General features: G+C 56.4%; 22 protein-coding genes. 13 read left to right on the top strand and 9 right to left on the bottom strand.

Annotated elements, in window-relative coordinates; genetic code table 11:
- Nucleotides 1–2 precede the first annotated feature (2 nt).
- From M2Q46_RS11275 to M2Q46_RS11265, 3 genes are all read right to left on the bottom strand, one after another.
- The gene (locus M2Q46_RS11275) at nt 3–1,172 is read right to left on the bottom strand and encodes a YncE family protein (protein WP_009461136.1); all 1,170 of its coding nucleotides are present in this window, start codon (nt 1,170–1,172) and stop codon (nt 3–5) included.
- 131 nt (nt 1,173–1,303) lie between these two features.
- Nucleotides 1,304–1,777 (bottom strand): nucleoside deaminase, encoded by a 474-nt coding sequence (locus tag M2Q46_RS11270; RefSeq protein WP_042482892.1) that lies wholly within the window; start codon nt 1,775–1,777, stop codon nt 1,304–1,306.
- 174 nt (nt 1,778–1,951) lie between these two features.
- Nucleotides 1,952–2,788 carry a bifunctional allantoicase/(S)-ureidoglycine aminohydrolase gene (locus M2Q46_RS11265; RefSeq protein ID WP_026485011.1) on the bottom strand — a complete coding sequence of 279 codons (837 nt, stop codon included), beginning with the start codon at nt 2,786–2,788 and terminating at the stop codon, nt 1,952–1,954.
- 231 nt (nt 2,789–3,019) lie between these two features.
- Here M2Q46_RS11265 and M2Q46_RS11260 point away from each other — a divergent pair, with 231 nt between their 5' ends.
- Nucleotides 3,020–3,925, top strand: coding sequence for a LysR family transcriptional regulator (locus M2Q46_RS11260; protein ID WP_302357245.1), 906 nt, complete (start codon nt 3,020–3,022; stop codon nt 3,923–3,925).
- A gap of 42 nt (nt 3,926–3,967) precedes the next feature.
- On the opposite strand, the gene M2Q46_RS11255 is transcribed toward M2Q46_RS11260, so the two are convergent.
- The 3 genes from M2Q46_RS11255 to M2Q46_RS11245 all read right to left on the bottom strand — a co-directional run bounded on the left by M2Q46_RS11255 (nt 3,968) and on the right by M2Q46_RS11245 (nt 7,606).
- On the bottom strand, nt 3,968–4,864 hold the full coding sequence (locus M2Q46_RS11255; protein WP_035271268.1) for a cation diffusion facilitator family transporter: 897 nt from the start codon (nt 4,862–4,864) through the stop codon (nt 3,968–3,970).
- Between the two features lie 196 nt (nt 4,865–5,060).
- Nucleotides 5,061–7,130 carry a methionine--tRNA ligase gene (gene metG, locus M2Q46_RS11250; protein ID WP_035271267.1) on the bottom strand — a complete coding sequence of 690 codons (2,070 nt, stop codon included), beginning with the start codon at nt 7,128–7,130 and terminating at the stop codon, nt 5,061–5,063.
- Nucleotides 7,131–7,348: 218 nt separating this feature from the next.
- Nucleotides 7,349–7,606, bottom strand: a complete 258-nt coding sequence (locus M2Q46_RS11245) for a hypothetical protein (protein WP_009461132.1) — start codon at nt 7,604–7,606, stop codon at nt 7,349–7,351.
- Nucleotides 7,607–7,708: 102 nt separating this feature from the next.
- On the opposite strand from M2Q46_RS11245, the gene apbC reads away from it, so the two are divergent.
- The 7 genes from apbC (at nt 7,709) to gcvH (ending at nt 19,309) form a co-directional block, all read left to right on the top strand.
- Nucleotides 7,709–8,794 carry an iron-sulfur cluster carrier protein ApbC gene (gene apbC, locus M2Q46_RS11240; protein WP_302357242.1) on the top strand — a complete coding sequence of 362 codons (1,086 nt, stop codon included), beginning with the start codon at nt 7,709–7,711 and terminating at the stop codon, nt 8,792–8,794.
- Nucleotides 8,795–8,800: 6 nt separating this feature from the next.
- Nucleotides 8,801–10,579, top strand: a complete 1,779-nt coding sequence (locus M2Q46_RS11235) for an autotransporter assembly complex family protein (RefSeq protein ID WP_302357241.1) — start codon at nt 8,801–8,803, stop codon at nt 10,577–10,579.
- Nucleotides 10,579–14,637 (top strand): translocation/assembly module TamB domain-containing protein, encoded by a 4,059-nt coding sequence (locus tag M2Q46_RS11230; protein WP_302357240.1) that lies wholly within the window; start codon nt 10,579–10,581, stop codon nt 14,635–14,637. The genes M2Q46_RS11235 and M2Q46_RS11230 overlap by 1 nt, the downstream gene beginning before the upstream one ends.
- Before the next feature lie 128 nt (nt 14,638–14,765).
- Nucleotides 14,766–15,329 carry a dCTP deaminase gene (gene dcd, locus M2Q46_RS11225; protein WP_009461128.1) on the top strand — a complete coding sequence of 188 codons (564 nt, stop codon included), beginning with the start codon at nt 14,766–14,768 and terminating at the stop codon, nt 15,327–15,329.
- A 9-nt stretch (nt 15,330–15,338) separates the two neighbouring features.
- Complete coding sequence (locus tag M2Q46_RS11220) at nt 15,339–17,612, top strand: arginine/lysine/ornithine decarboxylase (RefSeq protein ID WP_009461127.1); 2,274 nt, start codon at nt 15,339–15,341, stop codon at nt 17,610–17,612.
- Between the two features lie 6 nt (nt 17,613–17,618).
- Complete coding sequence (locus M2Q46_RS11215; protein WP_302357239.1) at nt 17,619–18,848, top strand: NAD(P)/FAD-dependent oxidoreductase; 1,230 nt, start codon at nt 17,619–17,621, stop codon at nt 18,846–18,848.
- A gap of 86 nt (nt 18,849–18,934) precedes the next feature.
- Complete coding sequence (gcvH, locus tag M2Q46_RS11210; RefSeq protein ID WP_021446974.1) at nt 18,935–19,309, top strand: glycine cleavage system protein GcvH; 375 nt, start codon at nt 18,935–18,937, stop codon at nt 19,307–19,309.
- 171 nt (nt 19,310–19,480) lie between these two features.
- Here gcvH and M2Q46_RS11205 read toward each other — a convergent pair whose 3' ends face one another.
- The 3 genes from M2Q46_RS11205 to M2Q46_RS11195 are packed head-to-tail and all read right to left on the bottom strand — an operon-like array spanning nt 19,481 to nt 21,202.
- Complete coding sequence (locus tag M2Q46_RS11205; protein ID WP_035271262.1) at nt 19,481–19,975, bottom strand: dihydrofolate reductase; 495 nt, start codon at nt 19,973–19,975, stop codon at nt 19,481–19,483.
- Entirely contained in the window at nt 19,972–20,772 is an 801-nt protein-coding gene (locus M2Q46_RS11200) for a thymidylate synthase (RefSeq protein ID WP_009461123.1), read from the bottom strand. Before M2Q46_RS11200 ends, M2Q46_RS11205 begins: the two co-directional genes overlap by 4 nt.
- A 7-nt stretch (nt 20,773–20,779) precedes the next feature.
- Nucleotides 20,780–21,202, bottom strand: a complete 423-nt coding sequence (locus M2Q46_RS11195) for an OsmC family protein (RefSeq protein ID WP_009461122.1) — start codon at nt 21,200–21,202, stop codon at nt 20,780–20,782.
- 593 nt (nt 21,203–21,795) lie between these two features.
- Between M2Q46_RS11195 and M2Q46_RS11190 the strand changes: the two genes are divergently transcribed.
- From M2Q46_RS11190 to M2Q46_RS11170, 5 genes are read left to right on the top strand one after another with little or no spacing between them, the layout of a single operon-like run.
- Nucleotides 21,796–23,451: a cbb3-type cytochrome c oxidase subunit I gene (locus M2Q46_RS11190; RefSeq protein ID WP_031232725.1), complete on the top strand. Its 1,656-nt coding sequence runs from the start codon at nt 21,796–21,798 to the stop codon at nt 23,449–23,451.
- 7 nt (nt 23,452–23,458) lie between these two features.
- On the top strand, nt 23,459–24,049 hold the full coding sequence (locus tag M2Q46_RS11185; protein WP_302357238.1) for a cbb3-type cytochrome c oxidase subunit II: 591 nt from the start codon (nt 23,459–23,461) through the stop codon (nt 24,047–24,049).
- A gap of 55 nt (nt 24,050–24,104) precedes the next feature.
- Nucleotides 24,105–24,692, top strand: coding sequence for a cytochrome c (locus M2Q46_RS11180; RefSeq protein ID WP_026485026.1), 588 nt, complete (start codon nt 24,105–24,107; stop codon nt 24,690–24,692).
- Nucleotides 24,693–24,713: 21 nt separating this feature from the next.
- Nucleotides 24,714–25,349 carry an SCO family protein gene (locus tag M2Q46_RS11175; protein ID WP_009461119.1) on the top strand — a complete coding sequence of 212 codons (636 nt, stop codon included), beginning with the start codon at nt 24,714–24,716 and terminating at the stop codon, nt 25,347–25,349.
- Nucleotides 25,349–25,984 (top strand): hypothetical protein, encoded by a 636-nt coding sequence (locus M2Q46_RS11170; protein WP_035271257.1) that lies wholly within the window; start codon nt 25,349–25,351, stop codon nt 25,982–25,984. Before M2Q46_RS11175 ends, M2Q46_RS11170 begins: the two co-directional genes overlap by 1 nt.
- The last annotated feature ends 22 nt before the right edge of the window (nt 25,985–26,006 follow it).

Raw genomic sequence — 26,006 nt, 5'->3', positions numbered from 1 at the left:
GCTTAGAGCTGATTCAGGTTCAGACGCAGAACGCTGTCCTTGGCACCTTTCAGGTAGTGCGGGCTCTTGTCGCCATGAGGGATTTTGATAGTGACAAAAGCGGTCTGGCCGTCAGCGCTCAGCGTGACGCTGTTGGGGTGCACAGGGGCGCTGATACGGTGTTTAACAGCCAAGGTGTTGGCATCCAGAATGGTGACCGAACCGGTACCGGCTGGTGTTTCACGATCCACGCCACGGTTGGTGGCGATCAGCTCTTTGCGAGCGTCGTTGTACACGATATCCAGCAGCCCCAGACCCACTTCAGCCGTGTTTTCCACTTTGCCGGAGCTGGTGTCGAATTGGTAGATCTTGCCGGTATTGGCGTCAGCACCAAACAGTTTCTTGCCATCCGCGCTCAGGGCGATGTTCACGAAGAAGTGGCGGGAATCTTCACGTTTATCGCTTTTTGCATCGCCAGTGGTGAAGCGCTGTTCGATAGCGCCGGTGGCCGGGTTGATGACGGCAATTTCATCCTTGCCGCCGTGGCCCACGAACAGACGCTTGGTGTTGGCATCGTAGGCAGCGCCAGCAGGCCACAAGCCCACGTTATCGATATTGTGCAGGATACGACCGTCGGCGCCATCGACAATCCATACGCGACCCCCTTCGGAGGGGTTGGTTACGAAGATGCGGTTGTCTTGCTCGTCAATAACGACTTTACGGGTGTGTTCCCAGCCGCCCTTGTCTTCTTTTTGACCCAGTTGGATCAGTTGCTTGACGGTGCCATTCAGGCTGTTGATTGCCAGCAGCGAGCCGTCCAGGGTGTTGCCCACGTACAGAGTGTGAGTTTTCTGGTTCAGGCCCAGTGCAAAGGCACGGCGCGGCAATTGGATCAACTGCGATTCACGCAGCGTGTCCTGGTCCAGGACGTGCAGGAAGCCAGCAGCACGGTCTTCAAACAAAGGAGTAGCAGCAACAAACAACTGCTTGCTGTCCTTGGCGGCCAGAATTTCGTAGGCACCATCAATGGTGTCCTGACGGAAAGTGACCTGTGCCTGAGGCGCAGTCGCATTAAAGGACGATGTTTGGCCCGCTTGTTGCGATTGCGGTGCAGTCTGGCATGCACTGAGCAGCAAAGCGCCCATTACGGAGGCAACAATCATTTTTAAAGAGGCTGGGCGGGACGCAATCATGTATTTCCTTTGGGATTCAATAAATGAGAATCGTTACTATAACTGCTCTGTTTTATAAACTTTTCTGACTTGTCTGTCTATGTAAATACGCAAAACCCTGCTTGATGGCAGGGTTTTGAATGGTCTTTGTTTTAGTCCTGCTTGGAGCCGTTTCCAAACCGGGCTTGCCAGGCTTCATACACTTTGCGTTTTTCAGGCAAGGGCAGGTGCTCCATTTTCACGCCCTGCTTGCCAAAGTCCTGCTGCATTTTTTTGTAGAAGGATTCGGTGGACCAGCCAAAGGGTTCGCCTTCCTCATCGTCGGCGCAATACACCACGCGCTCCACGCCCGAGGCGATCATGGCGGCCATGCACATGGGGCAGGGGATGCCGCTGGCATACATGGTGCTGCCTGCATGGCTGCTGCTTTTCACGTTCTGGCTGGCAGTACGCAGCGCCTGGATCTCAGCGTGTGCGGTGGGATCATGGGCAATGTAGGTCTCATTAACCCCTTCGGCCAGAACTTGACCATCGCGCACCAGCACTGCGCCAAAGGGCTGGCCGCCGCGGGCGACATTCTCTTCGGCGATCTGGATGGAGCGCAGCAGATAGTGTTTATCGTTCATGTTTTTCTCCTGTAGAGAAGCAAGGTTGGAATGAGCCTTGAAACCAGAGTCCCTATTTGCGCCTTGTGGGACACCTGCGGGCACAGGCGGCATCAGGGGGACGCGTTCCGGTTTGGCGTGTTTGTAATGCAAAACAGCCGCTGACGGGCAGCGGCTGTTCTGTTTCAGACCATATTAGCGAGTGCCGCCAAGTGTCAGATTGGCATGACGGTTTACGTCTTTGTACAGCAAGTAGCGGAAACGGCCTGGTCCGCCTGCGTAGCAAGCCTGCGGGCAGAAAGCGCGCAGCCACATGAAGTCACCGGCTTCCACTTCAACCCAGTCCTGGTTCAGACGGTACACCGCCTTACCTTCCAGAACGTACAGACCGTGTTCCATCACGTGCGTTTCAGCGAAAGGGATCACGCCACCGGGTTCAAAGTTCACGATGTTCACGTGCATGTCGTGACGCAGGTCGGACATGTCGGTGAAACGGGTGGTGCTCCAACGGCCTTCGGTGTCAGGCATGACGCCAGGTTTCACGTCTTTTTCGTTGGTCACAAAGGCTTCAGGGGCATCCAGGCCTTCCACACGCTGGTAGCGCTTGCGAATCCAGTGGAAGTTGGCCAGCTCGCCCGTGCGGTTGTGCAAGGTCCAGTTGGTGGAAGGAGGAATAAAGGCATAGCCGCCTTCTTCCATGATGTGCTTGGTGCCTTCCAGAACCAGTTCCAGCTGGCCCTTGACGACAAAAATCACGCCTTCGGCTTCGGGGTCGGACTCAGGATTGTTGCTGCCACCCTGTGGGCCTACTTCCATGATGTATTGGGAGAAGGTCTCGGCAAAGCCGGACAGAGGACGTGCCAATACCCACAGACGGGTATTTTCCCAACCGGGCAGGTAGCTGGTCACGATGTCTTGCAGCACGCCTTTGGGCAGCACGGCATAGGCCTCGGTGAACATGGCGCGGTCCGTCAGCAACTGAGTCTGAGGAGGATGGCCACCTGGAGGGGCGTAGTAATTGACTTTGGACATGTTGATTCCCATTGAAATTCAGTAAGGAAAAATCTGTCGAACGGCACGGCGCAATCCCGGCGGCTGGCAAAAGGCACAGGCGGGATGTCGTTGTAATGCGCGGGACCAATACACCTTAACGACTGCTGGTGATATTTACAAATTAAATGTATAAATCTCTAGTATTTGTTTTTTGAATAAAAGGGCGGTGGGGTGGATTGCCCTGGCGGATTTCAGAAAGGGTTTGAGCATATGGATCATCAACTATCAAGCAGTCCCAGCCTGAATCGGCCTTTGTACGATCTGGACCTGCTGCTGGCCTTGTTGACGGTAGTCGATTGCGGCAGCTTCACGGCGGCCGCAACGCGTTTGCATTCCACGCAGTCCACGATCAGCCAGAAAGTGCGGCGCCTGGAGGAACTGGCCGGGCTGCGTCTGCTGGACCGGGCTAGCCGGGGCGTCAGCACGACTGAAGCGGGGCAGACCCTGTTGGGTTACGCCCGCCAGATGCTGGCTTTGAATCATCAGCTGTCTGAAGCCCTGTCCGGTTCTCTGGTGACTATTTCCGTGCGTCTTGGCGTGCCTGAGGACTTTACCAATGGACAGACCATGCGGGCCTTGGCGGGCTTCAACCGTCGCTTCCCGCAGGTGCGTCTGGAAGTCAGTAGCGGCTTGAGCAGCGACCTGCTGGCCGCTTACGATCAGGGTGAGCTGGATCTGGTGCTGGTCAAGCAGCGTCACAATGCCCGTGAAGCGGTGGCTTGTCTACCCGAGCAGACAGCCTGGGTGGATAGCGCGACTGATCCGGTCTTTCATCTGGACCCCATCCCCTTGGTGACCTTCCCGCGTCGGGGTGTGTATCGAGAGGAAATCATCAGTGCTGTCGAGTCCTTGGGACGTCGTTGGCGTATCAGCTTTACCAGTTCCAGCTTGAGCGGTATTCAGGGGGCGGTGGCAGACGGGATGGGGATCAGCTTGCTGCCGCGGCGTGCGGTGCGCGATGACCATGTTGAATTGGGGCAAGCACAAGGTCTGCCCCGTATCGATGCTTTTGAACTGGCGATTTTGCATCGACCCCATGCCAATGAGATGGTGACGGCCTTGTCCCGTGTGCTGGTGGAGATGCTGGCGCCCGAGAGCGCCCGCCGTCCTGGATAGCCTGCTGTTGGGCTGGCGAGGCTCGTAGAGCTTAGACAGGGTTTAGCGCTTGGGTGTGACCGGATCAAAGTGTGTCATGACATCCAGCACGGGCTCTTCGGCCATCACACGGTCCCGTGCGGCCACGGCAATGGCATGACCTTGAGCAATAGTCAGGGTGCTGTCCATTTCCAGATCCACTTCTACCCAGATCATGTCCCCCAGTTTGCGGGTCCGTAGCTGGTGTATGCCTTCCACACCGGGGGTCTCGCGCAAGAGCTTGGCAATGCGCTCTTCTGTTTCCTGATCGACCGCTTTATCGGTCAGGTCGTGAAATGCGCCAATAGAAAACTTCCAGCCCATGCGCAGAATCATCAAACCGACAATACTGGCGGCCAAGGGGTCGCCCAAGGGCAGACCTGCCAGGTTGGCCATCACCCCGACGCTAACGACCAGCGAGGAGGCAGCGTCGGAGCGCGCGTGCCAGGCATTGGCAACCAGCATGGTCGAGCGCAAACGCTTCGCGACACGCAACATGTAGCGAAACAGGAGTTCTTTACTACAGAGTGCGATGAAGGCAATGGCCAGGGCAATCGGGTGTACTGCTTCGATGCTGCTGGGGTCGCGCAAGGAAGACACAGCATTCCATAACATGCCCAGTCCTACGGCCAGCAAGAGGCCGCCAATGGCCAGGGTGGCCGCCGTTTCGTACCGCAAATGTCCGTAAGGGTGATCTGCGTCCGGACCTCGACGGCTATGGCGGTTGGCGATCAGCACTACAAAGTCTGACAGCAGGTCGGACAGGGAGTGGATGGCGTCAGCAATCAGGGCCTGCGAATGAGCAAACAGACCCACCACAATTTGCAGCACGCTCAAACTGATATTGACGATGACACTGACCCAGGTGGAGCGCTGTGCACCAAGGTGCCGATCCAGTTCAGAAGGGGGGATGTTTTCCATGCCAAGAGGTCCTTGCATTCAAAGCAGCAGACTGTGCATCAATACAGCAGTTTCAAGATAAAGAGTGTATCGGCTTTCCTGGGTTACGGGTCGCTGAAAGGGGCTTGGCAGGCTGTTTTGAGCCTGTTCTTTGGTATATGTAGACAAAAAAGCCTCGCTTTTTCGGCGAGGCTCTTTTGCGTATCAGGAATGCGTCTTAATTGATGCGCATACCGGGCTGGGCACCGGGGAATGGTTCCAGAATATAGATGCCTTGATCCACGGCATCATCCGCATGGCTGGCCGCCAGAACCATGCCCTCGGATACGCCGAAACGCATCTTGCGAGGAGCCAGGTTAGCGACCAGTACCGTCAGCTTGCCGATCAGATCTTCGGGCTGGTAAGCCGACTTGATGCCGGAGAACACTTGGCGCAAGCGGCCTTCGCCAGCGTCCAGGCTCAGACGCAGCAGCTTGTCCGAGCCTTCCACGGCTTCGCAACTGACGATTTTGGCAATGCGCAGGTCCACCTTGATGAAGTCCTTGATGTCGATGGTTTCGGCAATGGCTTCGCCACCGGGCAACACGACGGGAGCGGGTGGCGGAGCCAGCAGCTCGTCCACCATGGCGCTGTCGACACGCTGCATCAGATGCTTGAAGGGAGCGATGTGATCAGGCAAGGCAGCCACGTCGTCCCAGACAAAGTCGCGGTCCAGACCAAACAGTTCGTGGGCCACGCGATGGGTCAGGGTGGGCAAGATGGCGGTCAGCATGACGGACAAGCCCTTGAAGCCAGCCAGGGTGCGCGAGCAAATATCTTGCAGCGCATCTTTCTGAGCTTGCTCGGCCGTCGCAATGCCTTTGGCCATGACCCAGGGCTGGGCCGTATCGAACGCCTGGTTGATGATGTCGGCCTGAGCCATGATCTGGCGCACGGCACGACCATACTCGCGGCTTTCCAAGTCGGCGCGGACTTTCTCGGCGACTTCCTTGAGCTGGTTTTGCAGTTCGGAGGTGTCGCCCTGGTATGCCAGCTTGCCATCAAAATGCTTGCTGATGAAGTTGGCGGCACGGCTGGCGATGTTCACGTACTTGCCAATCAGGTCGCTGTTGACGCGGGCAATGAAGTCGTCAGGATTGAAATCCATGTCTTCGACGTGCGAGTTTAGCTTGGCGGCCATGTAATAGCGCATCCACTCTGCATCCATGCCCAGCTCCAGGTAGCGCAGAGGCGAAATGCCGGTGCCACGGCTCTTGGACATTTTCTCGCCGCTAACCGTGATGAAACCGTGCACGTTCAATGCATCAGGCACTTTACGGCCGGAGAACTTCAGCATGGCAGGCCAGAACAGGGCGTGGAAATACACGATGTCCTTGCCGATGAAGTGGACCTGCTCGGTGCTGCCTTCCGGATCCAGCAAGGCATCAAAGTCCAGACCGGCCTTGGCGCAGTAGGCTTTCAAGGAGGCCAGGTAACCCACAGGGGCGTCCAGCCAGACGTAGAAATACTTGCCGGGAGCGTCCGGAATCGGGATGCCGTAGTAGGGCTCGTCGCGGGAAATGTCCCAGTCGTTCAGAGAGGCCTCTGCGCCTTCGCCTGTACCCAGCCATTCGCGGGTCTTGCCCAGCACTTCCGATTGCAGACGCGGCTTGCCCTGGGCGTTCTTGCCCGTGGTCCACTCTTGCAGGAAGGCCACGCAGCGCGGGTCGGACAGACGGAAGAAAAAGTGCTCCGACGTCTTTAACACCGGACGCGCATTGGTCAGGGTGGAGTAGGGCTCGATCAGTTCGGTAGGAGCGTAAACCGCGCTACAGACTTCGCAGCTGTCGCCGTACTGGTCCTTGGCGTGACACTTGGGGCACTCGCCCTTGATGTAACGATCGGGCAGGAACATGCCTTTGACCGGATCGTAGAACTGTTCGATGGTGCGGGTGTCAATAAAGCCGGCGCTTTTCAGCGTGCGGTAGATATCCTGGGCCAGTTCGACGTTGTCTGGCGAGTCCGTACGGTGCCAGTGGTCGAATTTGACGTTAAAGCCGTTCAGGTAGGTGGGGCGCTCGGCCGCAATCTTGTCCACCAACTGAGCGGGGGTAATGCCAGCGCTTTCTGCCTTGAGCATGATGGGCGCGCCATGGGCGTCGTCCGCACACACAAAATGCACAGTATGTCCCGACATTCGCATGGACCGAACCCAGATGTCGGCCTGGATATATTCCATGATGTGGCCGATGTGAAACGAGCCGTTGGCATACGGCAGGGCGGTCGTAACAAATATCGTTCGTGACATGACTTAACAAAATAAAAGAGAAAGGGAACAAGGATTCTACGGTCTATTGCACACTTGTGCTGCGCCAGACCGAGGAATGTCCACGGGCAAAGTGCTGATGGGCAATTGCGAATGATACAAATGCACACACCCTGAGCCTTTGACGACTCAGGGTGTTCGGGGGCAGTGCCTAATCAGCGTTGCTGCTCGCCAAAGGCTTGGCGAACAGTCAAGAACTGTTAAGGAATCTCGCGCATCTCGATGTCGGTGACATCACGCGAACGTGGTGTGGTCGACTGTTTGCTGGCAGCGGCAGGGCGGCGGCGCTGGTCCCAGTAGGCTTTAACGCCGAAAGGACGGCCACTAATACGCGCCACAATGTATAAAATGCCGATCGCAATAGCGGTAGAAACCATGAAGATAAACGCCATGATTGCACCGAAAATTGTCAGCAAGACAAAGAGGGCTGTGCGGATAATCTGGTTAAATGTGTTCATAGGGTTAGTATGACATCATAAGTGTAAAAAAATTCCTCTTGAACCGCTAATTTTCTGGTTTAAAGGTATGGTGATGTTTCTTTATATCAAGGTTTTGGATAAATGACAGTGAGTTCCGAGCGCGTGTTGCAAGCCCTGGCGAGTGTGACCGATCCCAACACGTTAAAGAAGTTATCGGTCGATGCGGGTCGATGCGAGCTGAGCATTGACCAGAACCAGGTTGAGCTGACTTTGCACCTGCCCTATACGGCTTATGACATTCAGGGACAGCTGCGCGAACGTATCGAGCAAGCCTTGGCAGGCGTGGGTGCCACCCTGTCCAAGCTGCATTTGAATCCCCGCATTGGCGTGCATGCTGTGCAGGAAGGGTTGCGACCCATGCCCAATATCCGCAACATTATTGCGGTGTCCTCGGGTAAGGGCGGTGTGGGTAAAAGTACAACGTCGGTGAACCTGGCTTTGGCCTTGCATATGCAAGGTGCGCGTGTTGGTTTGCTGGATGCGGATATTTATGGCCCTAGCGTGCCCACCATGCTGGGCCTGCACGAGCGCCCGCGCAGTGCAGACGGCAAGATGATGGAGCCGCTGATCGGTCACGGTCTGCAAGCCAACTCGATTGGTTTCCTGCTGGACGAAGACGCTCCCGCAATCTGGCGCGGCCCGATGGCAACCCAGGCGTTGACACAGCTGCTTACACAAACGCGTTGGGATGATCTGGACTACCTGATTATCGATATGCCTCCCGGCACTGGCGATATCGCCTTGACCTTGTCGCAGAAAGTGCCTTTGACGGGCGCGGTGATTGTGACCACCCCTCAGGATCTGGCGCTGATCGACGCCAAGCGTGGCTTGAACATGTTCCAGAAGGTGAATGTGCCTGTTCTGGGTATTGTGGAAAACATGTCGGTCCATATCTGCTCGAACTGTGGTCATGCTGACCCGGTCTTCGGTCAGCATGGTGGTCGCGATATGGCTAGCCAGTTCAACGTGCCTTGGCTGGGTGCCTTGCCGTTGGCATTGAGCATTCGGGCTCAGACCGACTCCGGTACCCCGACGGTGATTGCCAGCGCAGACAGTCCCGAGGCCCGCCTGTATCACGAGATTGCCAATCGCGTTTCGGCTAACTTGTCGCAACTTCCTCCAGACACGTCGGGGCAGCGCCCCAAGGTTGTTCCTCGTCCTCTTTGAGTACGTATGCGCAAATCCGGCTTTTGCCTGTTGTTTTCGATAGTCCTGAGCCCTGCAGTATGGGCTCAGTCTTCCGTTCCCGATGTCATTATTGATCCGGGGGGCGTGCCCCCCCAGGCGCTGAAAGAAATTCAGCGCGCGGTCAGTGCCATTACACGTTTGGCGGAAGACCAGGACTTGGGAGAGGTCTCGCGTCTGCGGCGCCGGGCTCACGATGCGACCGTCTCCGCCTTGCAGACTCAGGGTTATTTTGATTCTGTAGTCACGCTGGAGGTGGGCGAGGATTCCAGCGGTGAATATTGGGACATCATTATTCAGCCGGGCGAAATCACGCGTGTACGAGACATTGCCCTGGACTTCAAAGGCAAGATTCAGGAGCCGGAATACCAGGTGCGTCTGGAAGGGATAAAAGCCAGCTTTCCTTTGAAAGTGAACGATTCCTTTTTGAATTCGGTCTGGTCCTCCGCCAAATCGGATCTGCTGGAAAGCGTACAGCGCCAGGACTTTTACTACGCTCGTTACATAGACACGCGGGCGACCGTATTGGCCGATGAAGGCGTGGCCGACCTTTCCCTGAAAGTGGATAGCGGGCCGAGGGTTCGCATGGGGCCGCTGGAAACCACTGGCCTGAAGCGAGTTCCCCAGTCTCTGGTAGACCGTTATGTGCGCTATACCCCCGGTGATCCTTACGATCAGGACAAGCTGGACGAGTGGCAGCAATCTTTGGCTGCCACCACTTTTTTCCGGGGTGCCTTTGTCACCCTGGATGAAGAAGCCGGCAAAAAGAAAGAGCTTCCAGATGGTGATGTAGAACTGCCTGTACGTGTACGGGTTACAGAAGCGCCATCCAGGCAGTTCACCGGTTCTTTGGGTTTTGACAGCGACCACGGTGCGCGTGTTGAGGCCTTGTATCGAAAGAATATTGTGTTTGGCCTGCCGATCTGGACCGAGGCCGGTATTGGCGTGGATAAAAAACGTCAGCGGGCCTTTTATGACATTCACTTGCCGCCCACCATTAGCGGCTACAAGAACAGTTTTGGTGTCTTGTACGATCGTTCCGACATTGAAGGTTTGGACACGGAGCGGGCGGCCCTGGGCTGGAAGCTGCGCCAGGAACGACAGGCAGCGGGCAATAGCCGCGTGGAATATGAAACCGAATGGGGCTTACTGGGCGCCTGGGACAAGACCAAGATTTCCGGTCTGCCCACCCGTGAAACACCTTCTGCCATTGCAACCTGGCAATGGCTGCGTCGGGACGTAGACAAGAAGTACGATCCGCGCGAAGGCAGTCTGATTGATTTCGGCGTAGGTGCCGGTGTCACGCTGGACAAGGGCGAGACCTTTTACCGCAGTAATTTGCGATTGCAGCAGTGGTGGCCAGTTGGGGAGCGGGATATTTTGTCCCTGCGGGGTGAAATCGGTAAGGTTTGGCGCATGACGGACCGCACACCGCCTGACTTCGGTTATCGCACCGGGGGCGCTCGCAGTGTCCGTGGCTACAAGTATCAAAGCATTGGCCTTCGACAAGGCGACGCCGTGGTGGGGGCGCCAGCCATGGCCGTAGCCAGCGTGGAATACACGCACTTTTTCACCAGCATGTATGGCATGCGCGCTTTTGTTGACGTGGGTGACGCTGCGCCCAGCTTTGGTGATATGGATTTAGCCTGGGGCTACGGTTTGGGTGCGGTGGTGCGCACCCCTGCTGGCCCTTTCAATCTTGATCTGGCCTATGGTCAGCGAGACAAACGCGTACGTTTGAGCTTTTCTTTGGGAATCGCATTTTAATGGCTTGGGTTCGGCGCTGGTTCCGATATTTCGCTTTGTGGGGCATTCCCTTTGTGGTGATTGCCCTGCTGCTTGTTTGCGGCTTTGTGTATTGGGTGCTGGCCAGTCAGGCCGGTACAAGCTGGGCCTTGCGCACGGCTTTGCCCTATGCGCAGGGCAGCGCCCAAGGCGTGCGCGGAACCATTTGGGATGGCTTGAGTATCGACCACCTGGTGCTGGGCTTGCCGGACACCCATGTGGATATCGAGCGTTTGCGCTTGCAGGCCAACTGGAAAGAACTGTGGGAACGCCGCCTGCACGTGGTAGAGCTTAGTGCTCAGAAAGTGGATGTGGCCTTGACCTCCTCGGACGAGCCCAAGTCCGATGAGCCCTTCACAATGCCCGAGCTGCCTATCAGTATTGCCGTGGACAAGCTGGCTTTGGGGCAGTTCTTGTTAACGCAGGATGGCACGCCCTTGCCGGTCGCGATTGCGGATTTGTCTTCGGCACTGGCGTTGGATTCCGACAGCGCGCAGCTTCGACTGTACGATTTGATGGTGGCTAATGAGTCCATCCGCGCTGGTTTTCAGGGTGAGGTGGAATTGGCGGGACTGCAAGCGCCTTACCCGGCACGAGCCGATATTCAAATCATTGCTCGCGGTTTGACGGCCGATTCGCCTATTTGTGCGAAACAGTATTTGCCTGCTTATGCAGAGCCGTCGAAATCCGGCAAACCTGCCGAGAAGGCAGTAGTCGATCGGTCCAAACAAACAGCCACTGTTGAAACGGCCAAGACCAGTGCCAAGGCTGCAATAACACAGCAAGGTCAAGCTGAGGCCAGCGCCCCGAGTCATGCAACTCCTGCCAGCCCGCCAGTCGATCAGCCCGTAGACGCCCATGGTGTCGCCGGAGTCATCAGCTCCGAGCCCGAGGGTAGTACGGGTCTTGGCGATGAAGAACGTATCCAGGAACCAGTTGCTGTTCCTGAGCCCGAGCCTTTGCCCGATTGTGTGGTCAACGCTCAAATCACCTTGAATGGCTCTCTGGAACAAGCCACCTTGCTGCTTAACGGTCAGGGCCAGGGCTATAGCCTGGACGCCAGCGCAGAATTGAGCCCGCTGGATTCCGTGCCAGTGCGTCAGGCCAAGGTGGCGGTGAAACTGCCGGACGAGTCCTCGCTGGATGCAGACTTCGCCTGGGATGCCACGCAGGAAGGTGTGCACGTTCAGGATCATTTCAAAGGTCAGTTCCGCAGCGACAAGCTGGATCTGCATGCCTTGTTGGGCGATGTGCTGCCCGACGCCCTGATCAATACCCAAGGCCAGTTCGATGTGGTCTTGGCGGATAAAGAACAATTGCTCTCCGCGGATGTGGATGTGCAGCTTTTGCAGGGCAGTCGCTGGAACAAGCAGGCCGCTATCGGGCAGATCAAGGCAAAAGCGTCGGCTCCGGCTCAGCCGGGCCAAGCGGATTGGTGGCGTTTGCTGTCGGTTTCGGATGTGCTCACCGATATGAAGATCGGGGATAACCAGGTTCAGTTGAAAGGTGGTTTTGGCATGTCTGGCAAGGCCGAGCTGGATTTGCTGGCGAAGATGCCTCGTGCCGAGCAACTGTGGCCTGGCCTGGAGCTGGGCAAGGCGTCGGCAGAAGGGCAGTTGCGTGGCGATATCGCTCATCACACCCTGCAGTTGAAGGGTCAGTACGACTTGGGCGGCAAGGCCAAGGGGCAGTTGGGCCAAGGCATGGCCGAGGCCGATCTGGCACTGGAAGGTGGCTGGCATTTTGCCGATCAGGGCAAGGCCGCGTATTGGGATGGCAAGGTAAACCGTTTGGTGGCCGACCATGCCGGATTGATCGTGCGTTTGCAGTCGGCACTGCCTGTGCGTTTTACCGATGCTCTGCGGGCGCCGGAGCCTCCTGTTCAAGTTGCCACAGCAGAGGCCAAGGGCCAATCCAAGGTTGAAGGTGGTGCAGCAGGCCAGGGGGCCGCCAAGGAAGAAGGAGCGGCTCAGGCCGGTATAAATCCTGAAACTAAGGGCAGCCCCGATACTAAGCCTGCTGCTGCGGCCAATGCTGCTCCGTCTGCTTCATCGGCAGCAGAGCAAGCGAAGGCACAGGCTGGCGTTCCCGAAAATGCAGCCGATAAAACAGCAAACGCTCCCAAGGCACCCGAGCCATTGGCTCCCTGGTCAGTGCGAGTTGGTGCCGGTACGTTGAGCACCACGGTTGATGGCGAACCCTGGATCAATCTGCGTCATCAGGAATCCACTTACCAGCCTGGACAATGGGCCAGCCGTGGTGAGTTGTTGGATCTGGTGCTGTCCGAGCCTCGCATCGCGCGCTTGCTGCGTAAAGTCGGCGTAGAAGAAAACGCTGACAAGGCCAAGGGTGGCGTCAAGATTGCCAAGAACAAGAAAACCCAGCCGCCCGAAATTGATATCAAAGCGCGCTGGGACCTGAAATTTAATGGCGCCTTGTCCGGCCAGGTGCGGGTCGACCGCGTGGCGGGGGATGTACAGGTTTTTGCTGAGCCGCCCATGTCCCTGGGGCTGGAAGATCTGAGTATCGTCATCAATGCGAAACCTACCTCGGCCACGACCAGCCGTCTGGATGCCCAGATGGATGTGCGTACCAAGGAAATGGGTTACGTCACAGCCAAGGCCCAGACTCCTCTTCACGGGCTGGCCTTGAATGAGAACGATCGCAAAACGGTCAGCATACAAGCCAATATTGACGACTTGAGCTGGACACGCCTGTTCCTGGGCGATGCCATGGAGCTGGGCGGTCGCTTGAATGCAGACGTGAATATTGATGTGGGTGCGAAATGGGCCTGGACCAGTCGTGGCACGGTAAGGGGCCGCGAGTTGCGTTTCACACGTCTGGATGACGGCATCCGTCTAATTGACGGTCAGTTGGATGCCCGTTTCGATGGTGACATCTTCCGCCTGGAGTCCTTGACGTTCCCGGCTCGCCCACGAGTAGAGCCGCAGGAATGGCGTACCGCAACCTGGCTGAAAGAGAGCCCGGACGCCAAGGATGGCAAGCTGACTGTGTCGGGGCAGTGGAACCTGAGCACTCAGCAAGGGGCCTTTGACGTGGATATTTTCCGCTTCCCGATTCTGCAGCGCTCCGATCGTTACGCCATGATGTCCGGCAATATCAATCTGGACATGGAACTGCCGCGTATTGCCATTACCGGCAAGGTTGTTGCTGATGCGGGCTGGTTCAACCTGGACATGTTGGGTGGTATTCCCACTGTTGATAGCGATGTGGTGATTGTGCGGGCAGGCGACGAACCGGCTTCCGAGCCTTCCCAGGCTGCAACCGACATGAGCATGGAAATTGATGTGGATCTGGGGCCGCGTTTTTACCTGACGGGTTACGGCGTGAACTCCGGTCTGGTTGGCAGCCTGAGGGTCACCATGATCGGCGGCAAGTTGACCGGCATGGGTGCCTTGCGCACTCGTGGCGGGCGAATTGAGCTCTATGGTCAGAAGTTGCTGCTCAAGCGCGGAACCGTGACCTTCCAGGGTGACATTACCTCGCCTATTCTGGACATCGAAGCCTTGCGTACCGGTCAGGCAGTAGAGGCAGGTGTTAAGGTAGCCGGTACGGCTCGCAAGCCCAGAATTGATTTGGTGTCCTACCCGGAAGTCAGCGAAGTTGAAAAACTGTCCTGGCTCCTGCTGGGCCACGGGCCGGATGATTCTGGTGGTGACATGGCCTTGCTGCTCAGTGTCGGGACGTCCTTCCTGGGCGATGGCGAGCCCTTCTACCGCAAGTTCGGGATTGATGAAGTGGCCATGCGCTCGGGCGACCTGGGCAGTGCCGGTAGCATTTTGCCGGTGGAAAGTGTGGTCAAATCCCTGAACAGCGGCACCAGCAACGAAGAGCGCAAGTTTATTGCGATCACCAAGGCACTGACGGCGGATATTTCCGTTAGCCTGGAGCAGGCCATGGCCGATACCGGAACGGTGGGTCGAGCCAGCTACCGCCTGGCACGAGGCCTGACGGCTGAGGTCAGCGCCGGTACGGTAAACGGTCTGGCCCTGATTTACCGCTGGTTCTCGAAGGATTGATGCGGGCTTGCCCGGCGCAAAGCGGGCAGAGAATTGTGGCGCAAATGACATATTTGCGCCGCAATTGGCTTGTGTGTGTATCTAAACGATAAAATAACCGGTTACTGATTTAAGGCGGCTAATTTCTTATGAGTATCAAAAGCGACCGTTGGATTCGGCGGGCTGCTGCCCAGGGCATGATCGAGCCTTTCGAACCAGGCCAAGTGCGCAATGTAGACGGACAACGTATCGTCAGCTACGGCACCAGCAGCTATGGCTACGATGTGCGTTGTGCCAACGAATTCAAGATTTTCACCAACATCAACTCGACCATCGTGGACCCCAAGGCTTTCGATGAGAAATCCTTTGTGGATTTTGTCGGTGATGTGTGCATTATTCCGCCCAATTCTTTCGCGCTGGCCCGCACGGTTGAGTACTTCCGTATTCCTCGCAGTGTGTTGACCATGTGTCTGGGCAAGAGCACCTATGCCCGTTGCGGCATCATCGTGAACGTGACTCCGCTGGAACCCGAGTGGGAAGGCCACGTCACCCTGGAGTTTTCCAACACCACCCCGCTGCCAGCCAAGATTTACGCCGGTGAAGGGTGTGCACAGATGTTGTTCTTTGAAAGCGATGAAGTGTGCGAAGTGTCGTACCGCGACCGCGGCGGCAAATATCAAGGTCAGCTAGGCGTTACCCTGCCTCGTACCTAGGAGTTCTGGATGAAGTTTCGTTTTCCCATCGTCATCATCGACGAAGACTACCGTTCCGAAAATACGTCGGGCCTGGGCATTCGAGCCCTGGCCTCGGCGATAGAGGCCGAAGGCGTAGAGGTTCTCGGGGTCACCAGCTATGGTGACCTTAGTTCTTTTGCGCAACAGCAAAGCCGCGCGAGCGCCTTCATTTTGTCGATTGATGATGAGGAATTCGATGTGGATTCCCCGGAGGATGTCGCCAATGCGATCAAGAACCTGCGCTCCTTTATTGGCGAGCTGCGGTTCCGCAACGAGGACATCCCCATCTATCTGTACGGCGAGACACGCACCTCGCAGCATATCCCCAACGATATTTTGCGCGAGCTGCACGGCTTCATTCACATGTTTGAGGACACGCCCGAGTTCGTGGCGCGTCACATCATCCGCGAAGCCCGCTCCTACCTGGAAAGCCTGGCGCCGCCGTTTTTCCGCGAGCTGGTCAAGTACGCTTCTGACGGTTCCTATTCCTGGCACTGCCCAGGGCATTCGGGAGGCGTAGCCTTTCTGAAAAGCCCGGTTGGCCAGATGTTTCACCAGTTTTTTGGTGAAAACATGCTGCGTGCCGACGTCTGTAATGCGGTCGATGAATTGGGCCAGCTGCTGGACCACACCGGCCCGGTGGCCGAGGCCGAGCGCAATGCTGCCCGCATCTTCCATGCCGACCACTGCTTTTTCGTGACGAACGGCACGTCCACGTCCAACAAGATCGTCTGGCACGCCAATGTGGCCAATAACGACGTGGTGGTTGTGGACCGTAACTGCCACAAGTCGATTCTGCACGCCATTACCATGACGGGCGCTATCCCGGTGTTTCTGCGCCCCACGCGCAACCACCTGGGCATTATTGGCCCGATTCCGCAAGACGAGTTCCTGCCGGAAAACATTGCGCGCAAGATCGAGGCCAATCCCTTTGCCAGCAAGGCCAAGAACAAAAAGCCCCGTATTCTGACGCTGACGCAAAGTACTTACGATGGCGTGATCTACAACGTGGAAATGATCAAGGAGACTCTGGATTCCAAGATCCCCACGCTGCATTTTGATGAGGCCTGGTTGCCGCATGCGGCGTTCCACGATTTCTATCACGACATGCACGCCATTGGTGCGGACCGTCCGCGCACCAAAGACACCATGATCTACGCCACGCACTCCACGCATAAAATGCTGGCTGGCTTGTCGCAGGCGTCCCAGATTACGGTGCAGGATGCGGAGAACCGCCCCTTGGACCGCAACGTGTTCAATGAAGCCTACCTGATGCACACCAGCACCAGCCCGCAGTACGCGATTATTGCGTCCTGTGATGTGGCGGCGGCCATGATGGAGCCGCCTGGCGGCACCGCATTGGTCGAAGAAAGCATTTGCGAGGCCATGGACTTTCGTCGCGCCATGCGAAAGGTGTCCAAGGAATACGGCGAGAACGACTGGTGGTTCAAGGTTTGGGGACCGGACAATCTGCCTGAAGAAGGCATAGGCGAGCGTGACGACTGGATTCTGCGCTCCGATGCGGAGTGGCACGGCTTTGGCAAGTTGTCGACCAACTTCAACATGCTGGACCCGGTCAAAGCCACGGTAGTGACTCCTGGCCTGGATATTTCCGGCACCTTTGCTGAACAGGGTATTCCTGCCGCTCTGGTCTCCAAGTATCTGGCCGAGCACGGCGTGGTAGTCGAGAAAACCGGCCTGTACTCCTTCTTTATTCTGTTCACTATTGGCATCACCAAGGGCCGCTGGAATACCTTGCTGACCGCCTTGCAGCAGTTCAAGGACGATTACGACCGCAATCAGCCCATGTGGCGCATTTTGCCGGACTTCTGCAAGACTCAGCCTACCTACGAGCGCATGGGTTTGCGTGACCTGTGTCAGCAGATTCACCAGGCCTATCGCAAGTATGATCTGGCCCGTCTGACGACCGAGGTGTACCTGAGCGACATGGTTCCCGCTTTGAAGCCTTCGGATGCCTATGCCAAGATGGCGCACGGCGATATCGAGCGCGTTGGCATTGACGAACTGGAAGGCCGTGTGACGGGTGTCTTGCTGACGCCTTACCCGCCCGGTATTCCCTTGCTGATTCCTGGCGAACGCTTTAACTCGCGCATTGTGGAGTACCTGCAATTTGCACGCGAGTTCAATGCCCGCTTCCCTGGCTTTGAGACCTATGTGCATGGACTGGCGCAGGATATCGGCCCTGATGGACTGCCACGCTACTACGTAGATTGTGTGCTTGAGTCTGAAACCAACGAGTAAATCCGCGTGATCCCTTTTTTTGATGTTGCCGTCATCGGCGCAGGTGCGGCCGGTATGATGGCTGCCAGTATCGCAGGCCAGCGTGGCTTGCGAGTGGTACTGATTGATCACGCTGAAAAGCTGGCCGAGAAAATCCGTATTTCCGGTGGAGGGCGCTGCAACTTCACCAACACGGGCACCTCGCCAGAGAATTTTCTGTCCAAGAATCCGCATTTTTGCCGTTCGGCCTTGGCGGGCTATACCCCCCAGGATTTTCTGGAGCTGGTGCGAGAGTACCGCATCGGCTTTCATGAAAAGCACAAAGGCCAGTTGTTCTGTGATGACTCCAGCGAGTCCATCATCCAGATGCTGCGCCAGGAGTGTTTGAAAGGGCTGGTGTCCTGGCGCATGCCCTGTTCGGTGCAGTCCATCGGCCGTACCGAGGATGGCTTTGTACTGCGCACCGGTCAGGGGGATTTGAATGCCTTGCAAGTGGTGATTGCCACGGGTGGCATGGCGATTCCGCAGCTGGGTTCCACGGACTATGCCTTGCGCGTGGCACGTCACTTCGGCTTGAAAGTGATTGAGCCACACCCCGCTCTAGTCCCTTTGACCTTTGACGGTCGGGATTGGAAACCATTCTCTGCCTTGAGCGGCATGGCTTTGGAGGTGGAAGTCAGCACAGGGCAGGGCAAGCAACGTCAGGCCTTTTTGGAAGATCTGCTGTTTACGCACCGTGGCTTGTCCGGGCCGGGTATCTTGCAGATCTCCAGCTACTGGCAGTCGGGCGAGAGCATTAGTGTGGACCTGGCTCCCGGTCAGGACATCGCGCAACAATTATTGGATCTGAAAGCGGGTAACCGTCAGCAACTGGTCACGGTCTTGTCGACCTTGTGGCCGCGCCGTCTGGTCGAACAATGGCTGGATACCTCGGACTTGTTGCCCAAAGGCGTGGGACAGCAACGTCTGGCTGATCTGCCGGATCGCGTGTTGCGCACGGTGGGACAGGTGATTAATGGCTGGGAGTTGAAACCTAGTGGCACCGCAGGCTATAAAAAGGCGGAAGTGATGAGCGGTGGCGTGGATACACGCGAGCTCAATCAGAAGAGCATGGAAGCGCGTAAAGTACCTGGTCTGTACTTCATCGGTGAAGCGGTCGATGTCACCGGCTGGCTGGGCGGGTATAACTTCCAATGGGCCTGGGCGTCGGCAGCAGCGTGTGCACGTGCTTTGAAGGCACAGGCAGAGCAGGGTTAAGTATGCGAGCAGGAAGGGCAGTGGGCATGGTCTGCTGCCGTTTCTGAAATCATCGGAATTGTTGGCTGGTCAGTCAGGGAGGCGATATGCAGCTGCCAGGAGATAGAAAGTACGTGGTAAGCCACGAGTGGGCCAAAGATGAAGACGGTGTTGTGCTGGTTGGCATTACCGACTTTGCTCAAGATCAGTTGGGCGACCTGGTGTTTGTGGGTGACTTCACCCCAGGGACGCGTCTGGCTGCGGGTGCTACAGCGGGTGTGGTGGAGTCGGTGAAGGCCGCCTCCGACATTTACGCGCCTGTGGCGGGCGAGCTGGTGGAGTTCAACCAGGCCTTGTCCGATGCACCGCATCTGATCAATGAAGCTCCATTTGATACCTGGATTTTCAAGCTCAAGGCTGACAATCCTGCTGATCTGCAAGGTTTGCTGGATGGCCCTGCTTATGCCGCGGTGGCTGAGTAAGTTCAGATATTGAGTTAGCAGGAATACGCCTTGGTCTTGCCTGATTTCGGCGGACTGATCGCAAAAAAGGCCTGAAGCCGTGTCATCGGATTCAGGCCTTTTATTTGGTTTCGAGCCTACGCGGTTAAGCGTGCAGTGAGACGGATAGCTTGGGCCAAGTAGCCGGTTTTCTTAACTACGGCGGCGGTACGTCACGTAGTCGTAAGTGAAACCGTTTTCCTCAGGCTGAGGCAGGCGCTCCACTTCTTGCCACTCTCCGGTAGGCAGTTCGGGAAAGAAAGTATCTCCGTCCACATCAGCCTTGATCTCGGTCGCAATCAGTTCTTGCGCCACAGGCAGGGCCAGACGGAACAGCTGTTCGCCACCAATCACACAAGCGGTTTCAAAGCCGGGGCAGGCTGCCAGGGCTTCGTCCAGATTGCTGAATACCTGCGCACCTTTTGCCTGGTAATCCGCATTGCGGCTGATCACCAGATTCGGGCGGCCGGGCAAGGGGCGGCCCAGAGACTCCCAGGTTTTACGGCCCATGATGATGGGCAAACCCATGGTTACGCGTTTGAAGTGCTGCAAATCGGAAGGCAGGCGCCAGGGCAGGTCATTGTCCTTGCCAATGCAGCGATTGGCCGCATAGGCAACGACCAGGCGAATGAAAGGAGTGGAACTCATACGGCAACCGGCGCCTTGATGTGGGGATGAGGATCGTAGTCGGTGATTTCGAAGTCTTCGTACTCGTAATCAAACAGACTGGCGGGTTTGCGCTTGATCGTCAGCTTGGGGTAGGGGCGAGGCTCGCGCGAGAGCTGTAGCTCTGCTTGTTCGAAGTGGTTGGAGTACAGGTGACAGTCACCACCAGTCCAGATGAAATCACCCACTTCCAGATCACATTGCTGCGCCATCATGTGAGTCAGCAAGGCGTAGCTGGCGATATTGAAGGGCACGCCCAGGAAAATATCGGCACTGCGCTGGTAGAGCTGGCAGGACAGCTTGCCGTCGGCCACATAAAACTGGAACAGGGCGTGGCATGGGGGCAGGGCCATCTGGCCCACATCCGCTACGTTCCAGGCCGAAACAATCAGGCGACGTGAGTCGGGATTCTTGCGAATTTGCTCCACCAACTGGCTGATCTGGTCGATATGACGGCCATCGGGAGTGGGCCAGGAACGCCATTGCACACCATAGACCGGGCCCAGATTGCCGTCCTTGTCGGCCCATTCGTCCCAGATGGATACGCCGCGCTCTTGCAGCCAGCGCACATTGGACTCACCACGCAAAAACCACAGCAACTCAATAAAGATGCTGCGGGTATGCAGTTTCTTGGTGGTGATCAGCGGGAAACCCTGCGACAGATCGAAGCGCATTTGGTGACCAAATACCGAGTTCGTGCCGGTGCCGGTGCGGTCCCCTTTGGGAGTGCCTTGGGTGTAGACCAGGCGCAGCAGGTCTTCGTAGGGATACAGGGACATGGTGGCCTCAGGCTTGCTGAATGTCGACGGAATAGGTGATCTCGGCTGTTTTGCCCAGCATGGCCGAAGCGGAGCAGTACTTGTCGTGCGACAGTTGTACGGCACGCTCAACGGCGGCCTGGGGCAGATCCTTGCCAGTGACCACAAAAGTGAAGTGAATCTTGGTAAAGACTTTGGGGTCGGTGTCGGCGCGTTCGGCGGTCAGCTTGACCTGGCAGCCGGTAATGGCGTGCCGACCACGCTTGAGGATCAGCACCACGTCGTAGGCTGCGCAGCCACCGGCGCCGGTCAGCAGCATTTCCATGGGGCGTGGAGCCAGGTTATTGCCGCCACCTTCGGGTGCACCGTCCATGGCCGTCACATGACCACTGCCTGTACGGGCAACGAACAACATTCCGTCTTTGCCGCCCCAGTCGATTGTGCATTCCATATGAATTCCTTTGTTTGCAGTGCGAGCCAAGACTCGTCAGTAGATTGATAGCGGTGATTGTACTTTTTGATGAGGGCTGTGTCGCGCCTGGATGGAAACCAGGTTTAGCGTGATTTGACGCGGATTTTTGCAGCTTTATTGCTAATTGAAATGTGAAGCCCGGATGTGAGCCTTGTTACTTCTCAGGGCATCTGATGGTGGCGGATGTGGCACCCGTATAAGAAATTCCATATGGACAAATCAGAGCAGAACCATGCTCTTTGTAAGATTTAGACTGGTTTTGTTGTTTGTCCTAGGATAAACTGCTGTGCGGTACACGGCATTTTGAAACAGATATGTCACAGGGGTTTACCCTCGCCTATAATGGCTGTCGCCCGTATACCAAAAAATGTCGTGCTCGTATTTGTTCTGTCTCAATAAACCTTGCTTTCAATGGGGGCTTTATTCGGACGTCACAAGCGGGTGTTTTAACATGACGGCTCTCGCGACCTAGGCAGTCGCAGATTTTTTGCGTCCATGCTCTTTTGATCTGCGACGCGTCAAGGTGCCGCCGAGCTGCTTGGCAGCTTCACATTAACCAGGCCTGGATCATTGTGAATACCGTTTCAATACTGCTACTAGCTTTCATATTGTCCGTTACAGGACTCTTTGTTTTCATCTGGTCGTTACGCCGTAACTTCTTTGACCACAGTCCCGCTGCTTCGCGAGAGATCTTCTCCAAAGGCGAAATCGGGCAGGTAGATGACCCCTCCGCCACCCCTGAACAACGTCAGGCACTTCAAGAAGAGATGGGCCGCAAGGCAATTTCGGCTGAAGATCGTCAGGCGCTGAGCCTTGAATTGGCAGAACGCGTGGAAGCCGACCGCTCCTCCGCCAAGGTCACTTTCATTTTGCTGGCCTGTTCGGTCTTCTGGCTGCTCTTTGCCTCGACGGCAGGCTTGATCAGCTCGATCAAGCTGCACGATCCCGAATTTCTGACGCAACACGCCTGGATGACCTTTGGTCGCATGCGTACGCTGCACCTGAACGGTGTGGCTTACGGCTGGGCTCCAATGGCCGCGTTCGGCGTTGCCATGTGGATGCTGCCTCGTTTGCTCAAGACTCCCCTGATCGGTGCGCGTTATGCCATCACGGGCGGGATCTTGTGGAACATTGGTCTGGCTATCGGTCTGACATGTATCGCGATGGGTATCACCGACGGTATGGAATGGCTGGAAATGCCTTGGCAGGTTGATATCCTGATGGTTATCGGTGGTGCTCTGGCAGCCTTGCCTTTGGTCTTCACCTTGCAAAACCGTCGTGCTCACCACCTGTATGTGTCGGTGTGGTACATGGGCGCAGCCCTGTTCTGGTTCCCCATCCTGTTCCTGGTCGGCAACCTGCCTGCCGTGCACGTGGGTGTTGAACAAGCAACCATGAACTGGTGGTTTGGCCACAACGTGCTGGGTCTGTTCTACACCCCGATGGCTCTGGCTTCGGTGTACTACTTCCTGCCCAAGATCATCGGTCAGCCTATCAGCTCCTACAACCTGTCTCTGGTGGGTTTTTGGGGTCTGGCATTTTTCTACGGTCAGGTTGGTGGTCACCACCTGGTTGGTGGTCCTGTGCCGCAGTGGATGGTTACCCTGTCCATCGTCCAAAGCATGATGATGATCATCCCCGTGCTGGCTTTCTCGATCAACCAGCACTACACCATGAAGGGTCACTTCCGTACCCTGATTCACTCGCCTACCCTGCGCTTTATCGTGCTGGGCGGCATGATGTACACCGTCAGCTCCATTCAAGGTTCTTTTGAAGCGCTGCGCAGCATCAACACGATTACCCACTTCACGCACTTCACGGTTGCCCACGCCCATATCGGCTTGTACGGCTTCTTTACCATCGTGATGTTCGGTGCCATCTACTACGTGATGCCACGCGTGATGTCCTGGGAATGGCCTTACCCCAAACTGATCTCCCTGCACTTCTGGCTGGTTGTGATTGGTTTCTCCATCTACGCTATTGGTCTGAGTATTGGCGGTTGGCTGCAAGGTCTGGCCATGCTTGATCCTGCCAAAGCCTTCATGGAATCGGTGTTTGTCACGATGCCTTACCTGAAGTCGCGCTCGATTGGTGGTGGTTTGATGACTCTGGGTCACCTTGTGTTTGCCTTCCACTTTGTGGCAATGGCTTTGCGCTATGGCAGCCGTCGTATTGGTCCAGCCCTGTTTCACCAGCGCTCGGCAACTCGCAATGTAGTGGAGGCATGATTTAGTCATGGAAAGCGAATACAAACTATTGGGCGGCGCCATGGTGACGCTCGCCCTGGCCACATCGGCTCTGGTCGTTGTCCCTTACCTGCAAGTTAAAAGGGTGGAGCCTTCTCCAGGCCTGAAGCCTTACACGGAAGTGCAACTGCGCGGTCGTCAGCAATACATTGATATGGGCTGTGTCTACTGTCACTCGCAGCAGCCACGCAGCCAGAACCAGGCTCCTGACTTCCAGCGTGGCTGGGGTCGTGCCTCGGTAGCAGGCGACTACTTCTACGACACACCTCACCTGCTCGGCACCATGCGTACTGGTCCAGACTTGCTCAATATTGGTGCTCGTCAGCCTAGCGTGGACTGGCACCTGGGTCACTTGTATCAGCCTCGTGCTTATACTCCTGGCAGCAATATGCCTTCTTACCCCTTCATGTTCGAGCTCAAGGACAAGGCAGAGGAAGGCGACAAGGTTGTCAACTTGCCAGGTGATTTCGCACCAGAAGGCAAGGTGGTTGTGGCCAAGCAAGAGGCCCTGGACCTGGTTGAATACCTGTTGGCGCTGGATCGTACGTATCCCGTAGCGCCAGCCAGCGTTATCAAATAAACAGGCATTGCTGAGCTAGCGCGCCCCGCAAGGCGGGGCGCCTCGGAGAATTAGAATGAGCGACAATCGTAAATATGAAGCACAGCTGCGTGAGCATTCCGATCCGGAAGAAAACGCAGCACCGATCCCTTGGGTGGTTCTGCTGATCATTGCAGGTCTGTTCCTGTGGGGCATCTACTATATTTTCAGCAGTGACCTGAGCCATGACGCAACCGTGGGCGACAACCGTATCGTTGCCGACTTCGAATTGCCGGAAGGCGCAGTCGATGGTCAGCAGCTGTTCGTGGCCCAATGTGCCGCCTGTCACCAGGCAACGGGTGCTGGTGTTCCTGGCGTGTTCCCTCCACTGGTGGGTTCCGAGTGGGTGCTGCGCAAGCCTGAAGTTTTGGTCCAGATCATGCTGCACGGTATTACGGGTGAGATCACGGTCAAGGGTAATAAGTACAATGGTGCGATGCCCGAGTTCCGCGAGAAGTTCAATGACGAGGAAATGACGGCCGTTGTTAATTACCTGCGTACAGAATTGGGTGGCAATAGCGCCGATCCTGTGGACGTGGCCTTTGTCAAAGCCGAACGTGAAAAAACAGCTGATAAAACCGATCATTGGAATGGGGACGCTGATCTGGCTCCCATGGAAGAGTAAGACTGAAATGATGGGCCAGCGATGAGACTATTTATAAGTATTCTCCTGGTCTTCGCCCTGGGTATTGGGGCACTGGCCCATTTGACGCAAGGGTTCTCCGCCCTGACAGCCGAGACGGCCCGTCGCAATGATGTTGCCGCCTCGCCGCGTCTGATCTCCGATGTCGAAGTACTGCTCCCTGCCGGGGGCAGTACCCAGCTAAGCTCTCTGCTGCAAAACGATGGCCGTATTACCATCGTCAATTTCATCTATACCCGCTGTGTCACGCTATGTCTGGCGATGGGCTCGGAGTATCAGCAACTGCAAAAAGCGATTGTGGACGAAGGCTTGCAGGACCGTATCCGCCTGCTGAGCATCAGTTTTGATCCCACCGATTCGCCTGATCACCTGCGCCGCTATAGCAAAACCATGAAGGCCAACCCGGACGTCTGGCAATTTGTCACCATGATGCCCGGCGAACAGCGTCAACGTGTGCTGGATGATTTTGGTATCGTCGTTATTCCCGCCCCTTTTGATGAGTACGAGCACAACGCGGCCTATCACGTTGTCAGTGCCGAACCGCGCCTGGGTCGTATCGTGGATTACGGTGAACCTATGTTGGCCCTGGCGTATGCCAAGCGTGCCCTCGAGGATCTGGATAAGAAGGGAGCGATGTAATGTCCTTAAAACGTGTCGTCGAATCCCCTAAAGTACGTCCTTATTTTGGTAGTGCCCTGGCATTGGTGGCAGCTTTGCTGTTTGCTGCCGCAGCCTTCTGGGATCGCCCGCTGACCGCCTCCATGAGTCTGCACATGCTGGTGCATATTCCCTTGTTGGTCCTGTCGGGCATTACCTTGCAACTGGCCTTGCGCTACCAGGGAGTTGGACGTTCGGCTGCCATGCAGTCTTTACTACGCCCGTATTACGCCTTGAATGAATATGGTTTGCCTGGCCTGATCATGGTCAGCTTTGCGGCGGCTTACTGGATGGTTCCCAAAGCACTGGACGATGTGCTGGTATCGCCTCCCATGGCCACTGCCAAATATATCGGTCTGGTCTTGATGGGCATGTTGTTCATGGAGTCCTGGCGCCGCGCCCATCTGGTGTTTCGTCTGTTCTTCTTTGGTAACTTCAGTTGGATGATGGCCATTGTTGGTCTGCTTTATTACGACAACCCGGTTCGGCTCTGTAATTTCTATCTGCAGTCTGACCAAGAGATTGCCGGCATAGGCCTGGTTATCATGGCTTGTGTGCTGCCATTGCTTTGGCTCTTGTCTGAGAGCAAGGCAGTGATCGCCTTTTTGCGGCAATAATACCCATCCATTTTGTTTTGCA

Source organism: Alcaligenes sp. YSL9 (genome assembly GCF_030515105.1).
Classification (GTDB): Bacteria; Pseudomonadota; Gammaproteobacteria; order Burkholderiales; family Burkholderiaceae_B; genus Alcaligenes; species Alcaligenes phenolicus.
The sequence above is the reverse complement of the archived record's forward strand: the minus strand, read 5'-3'. Positions and strand labels throughout refer to the sequence as shown.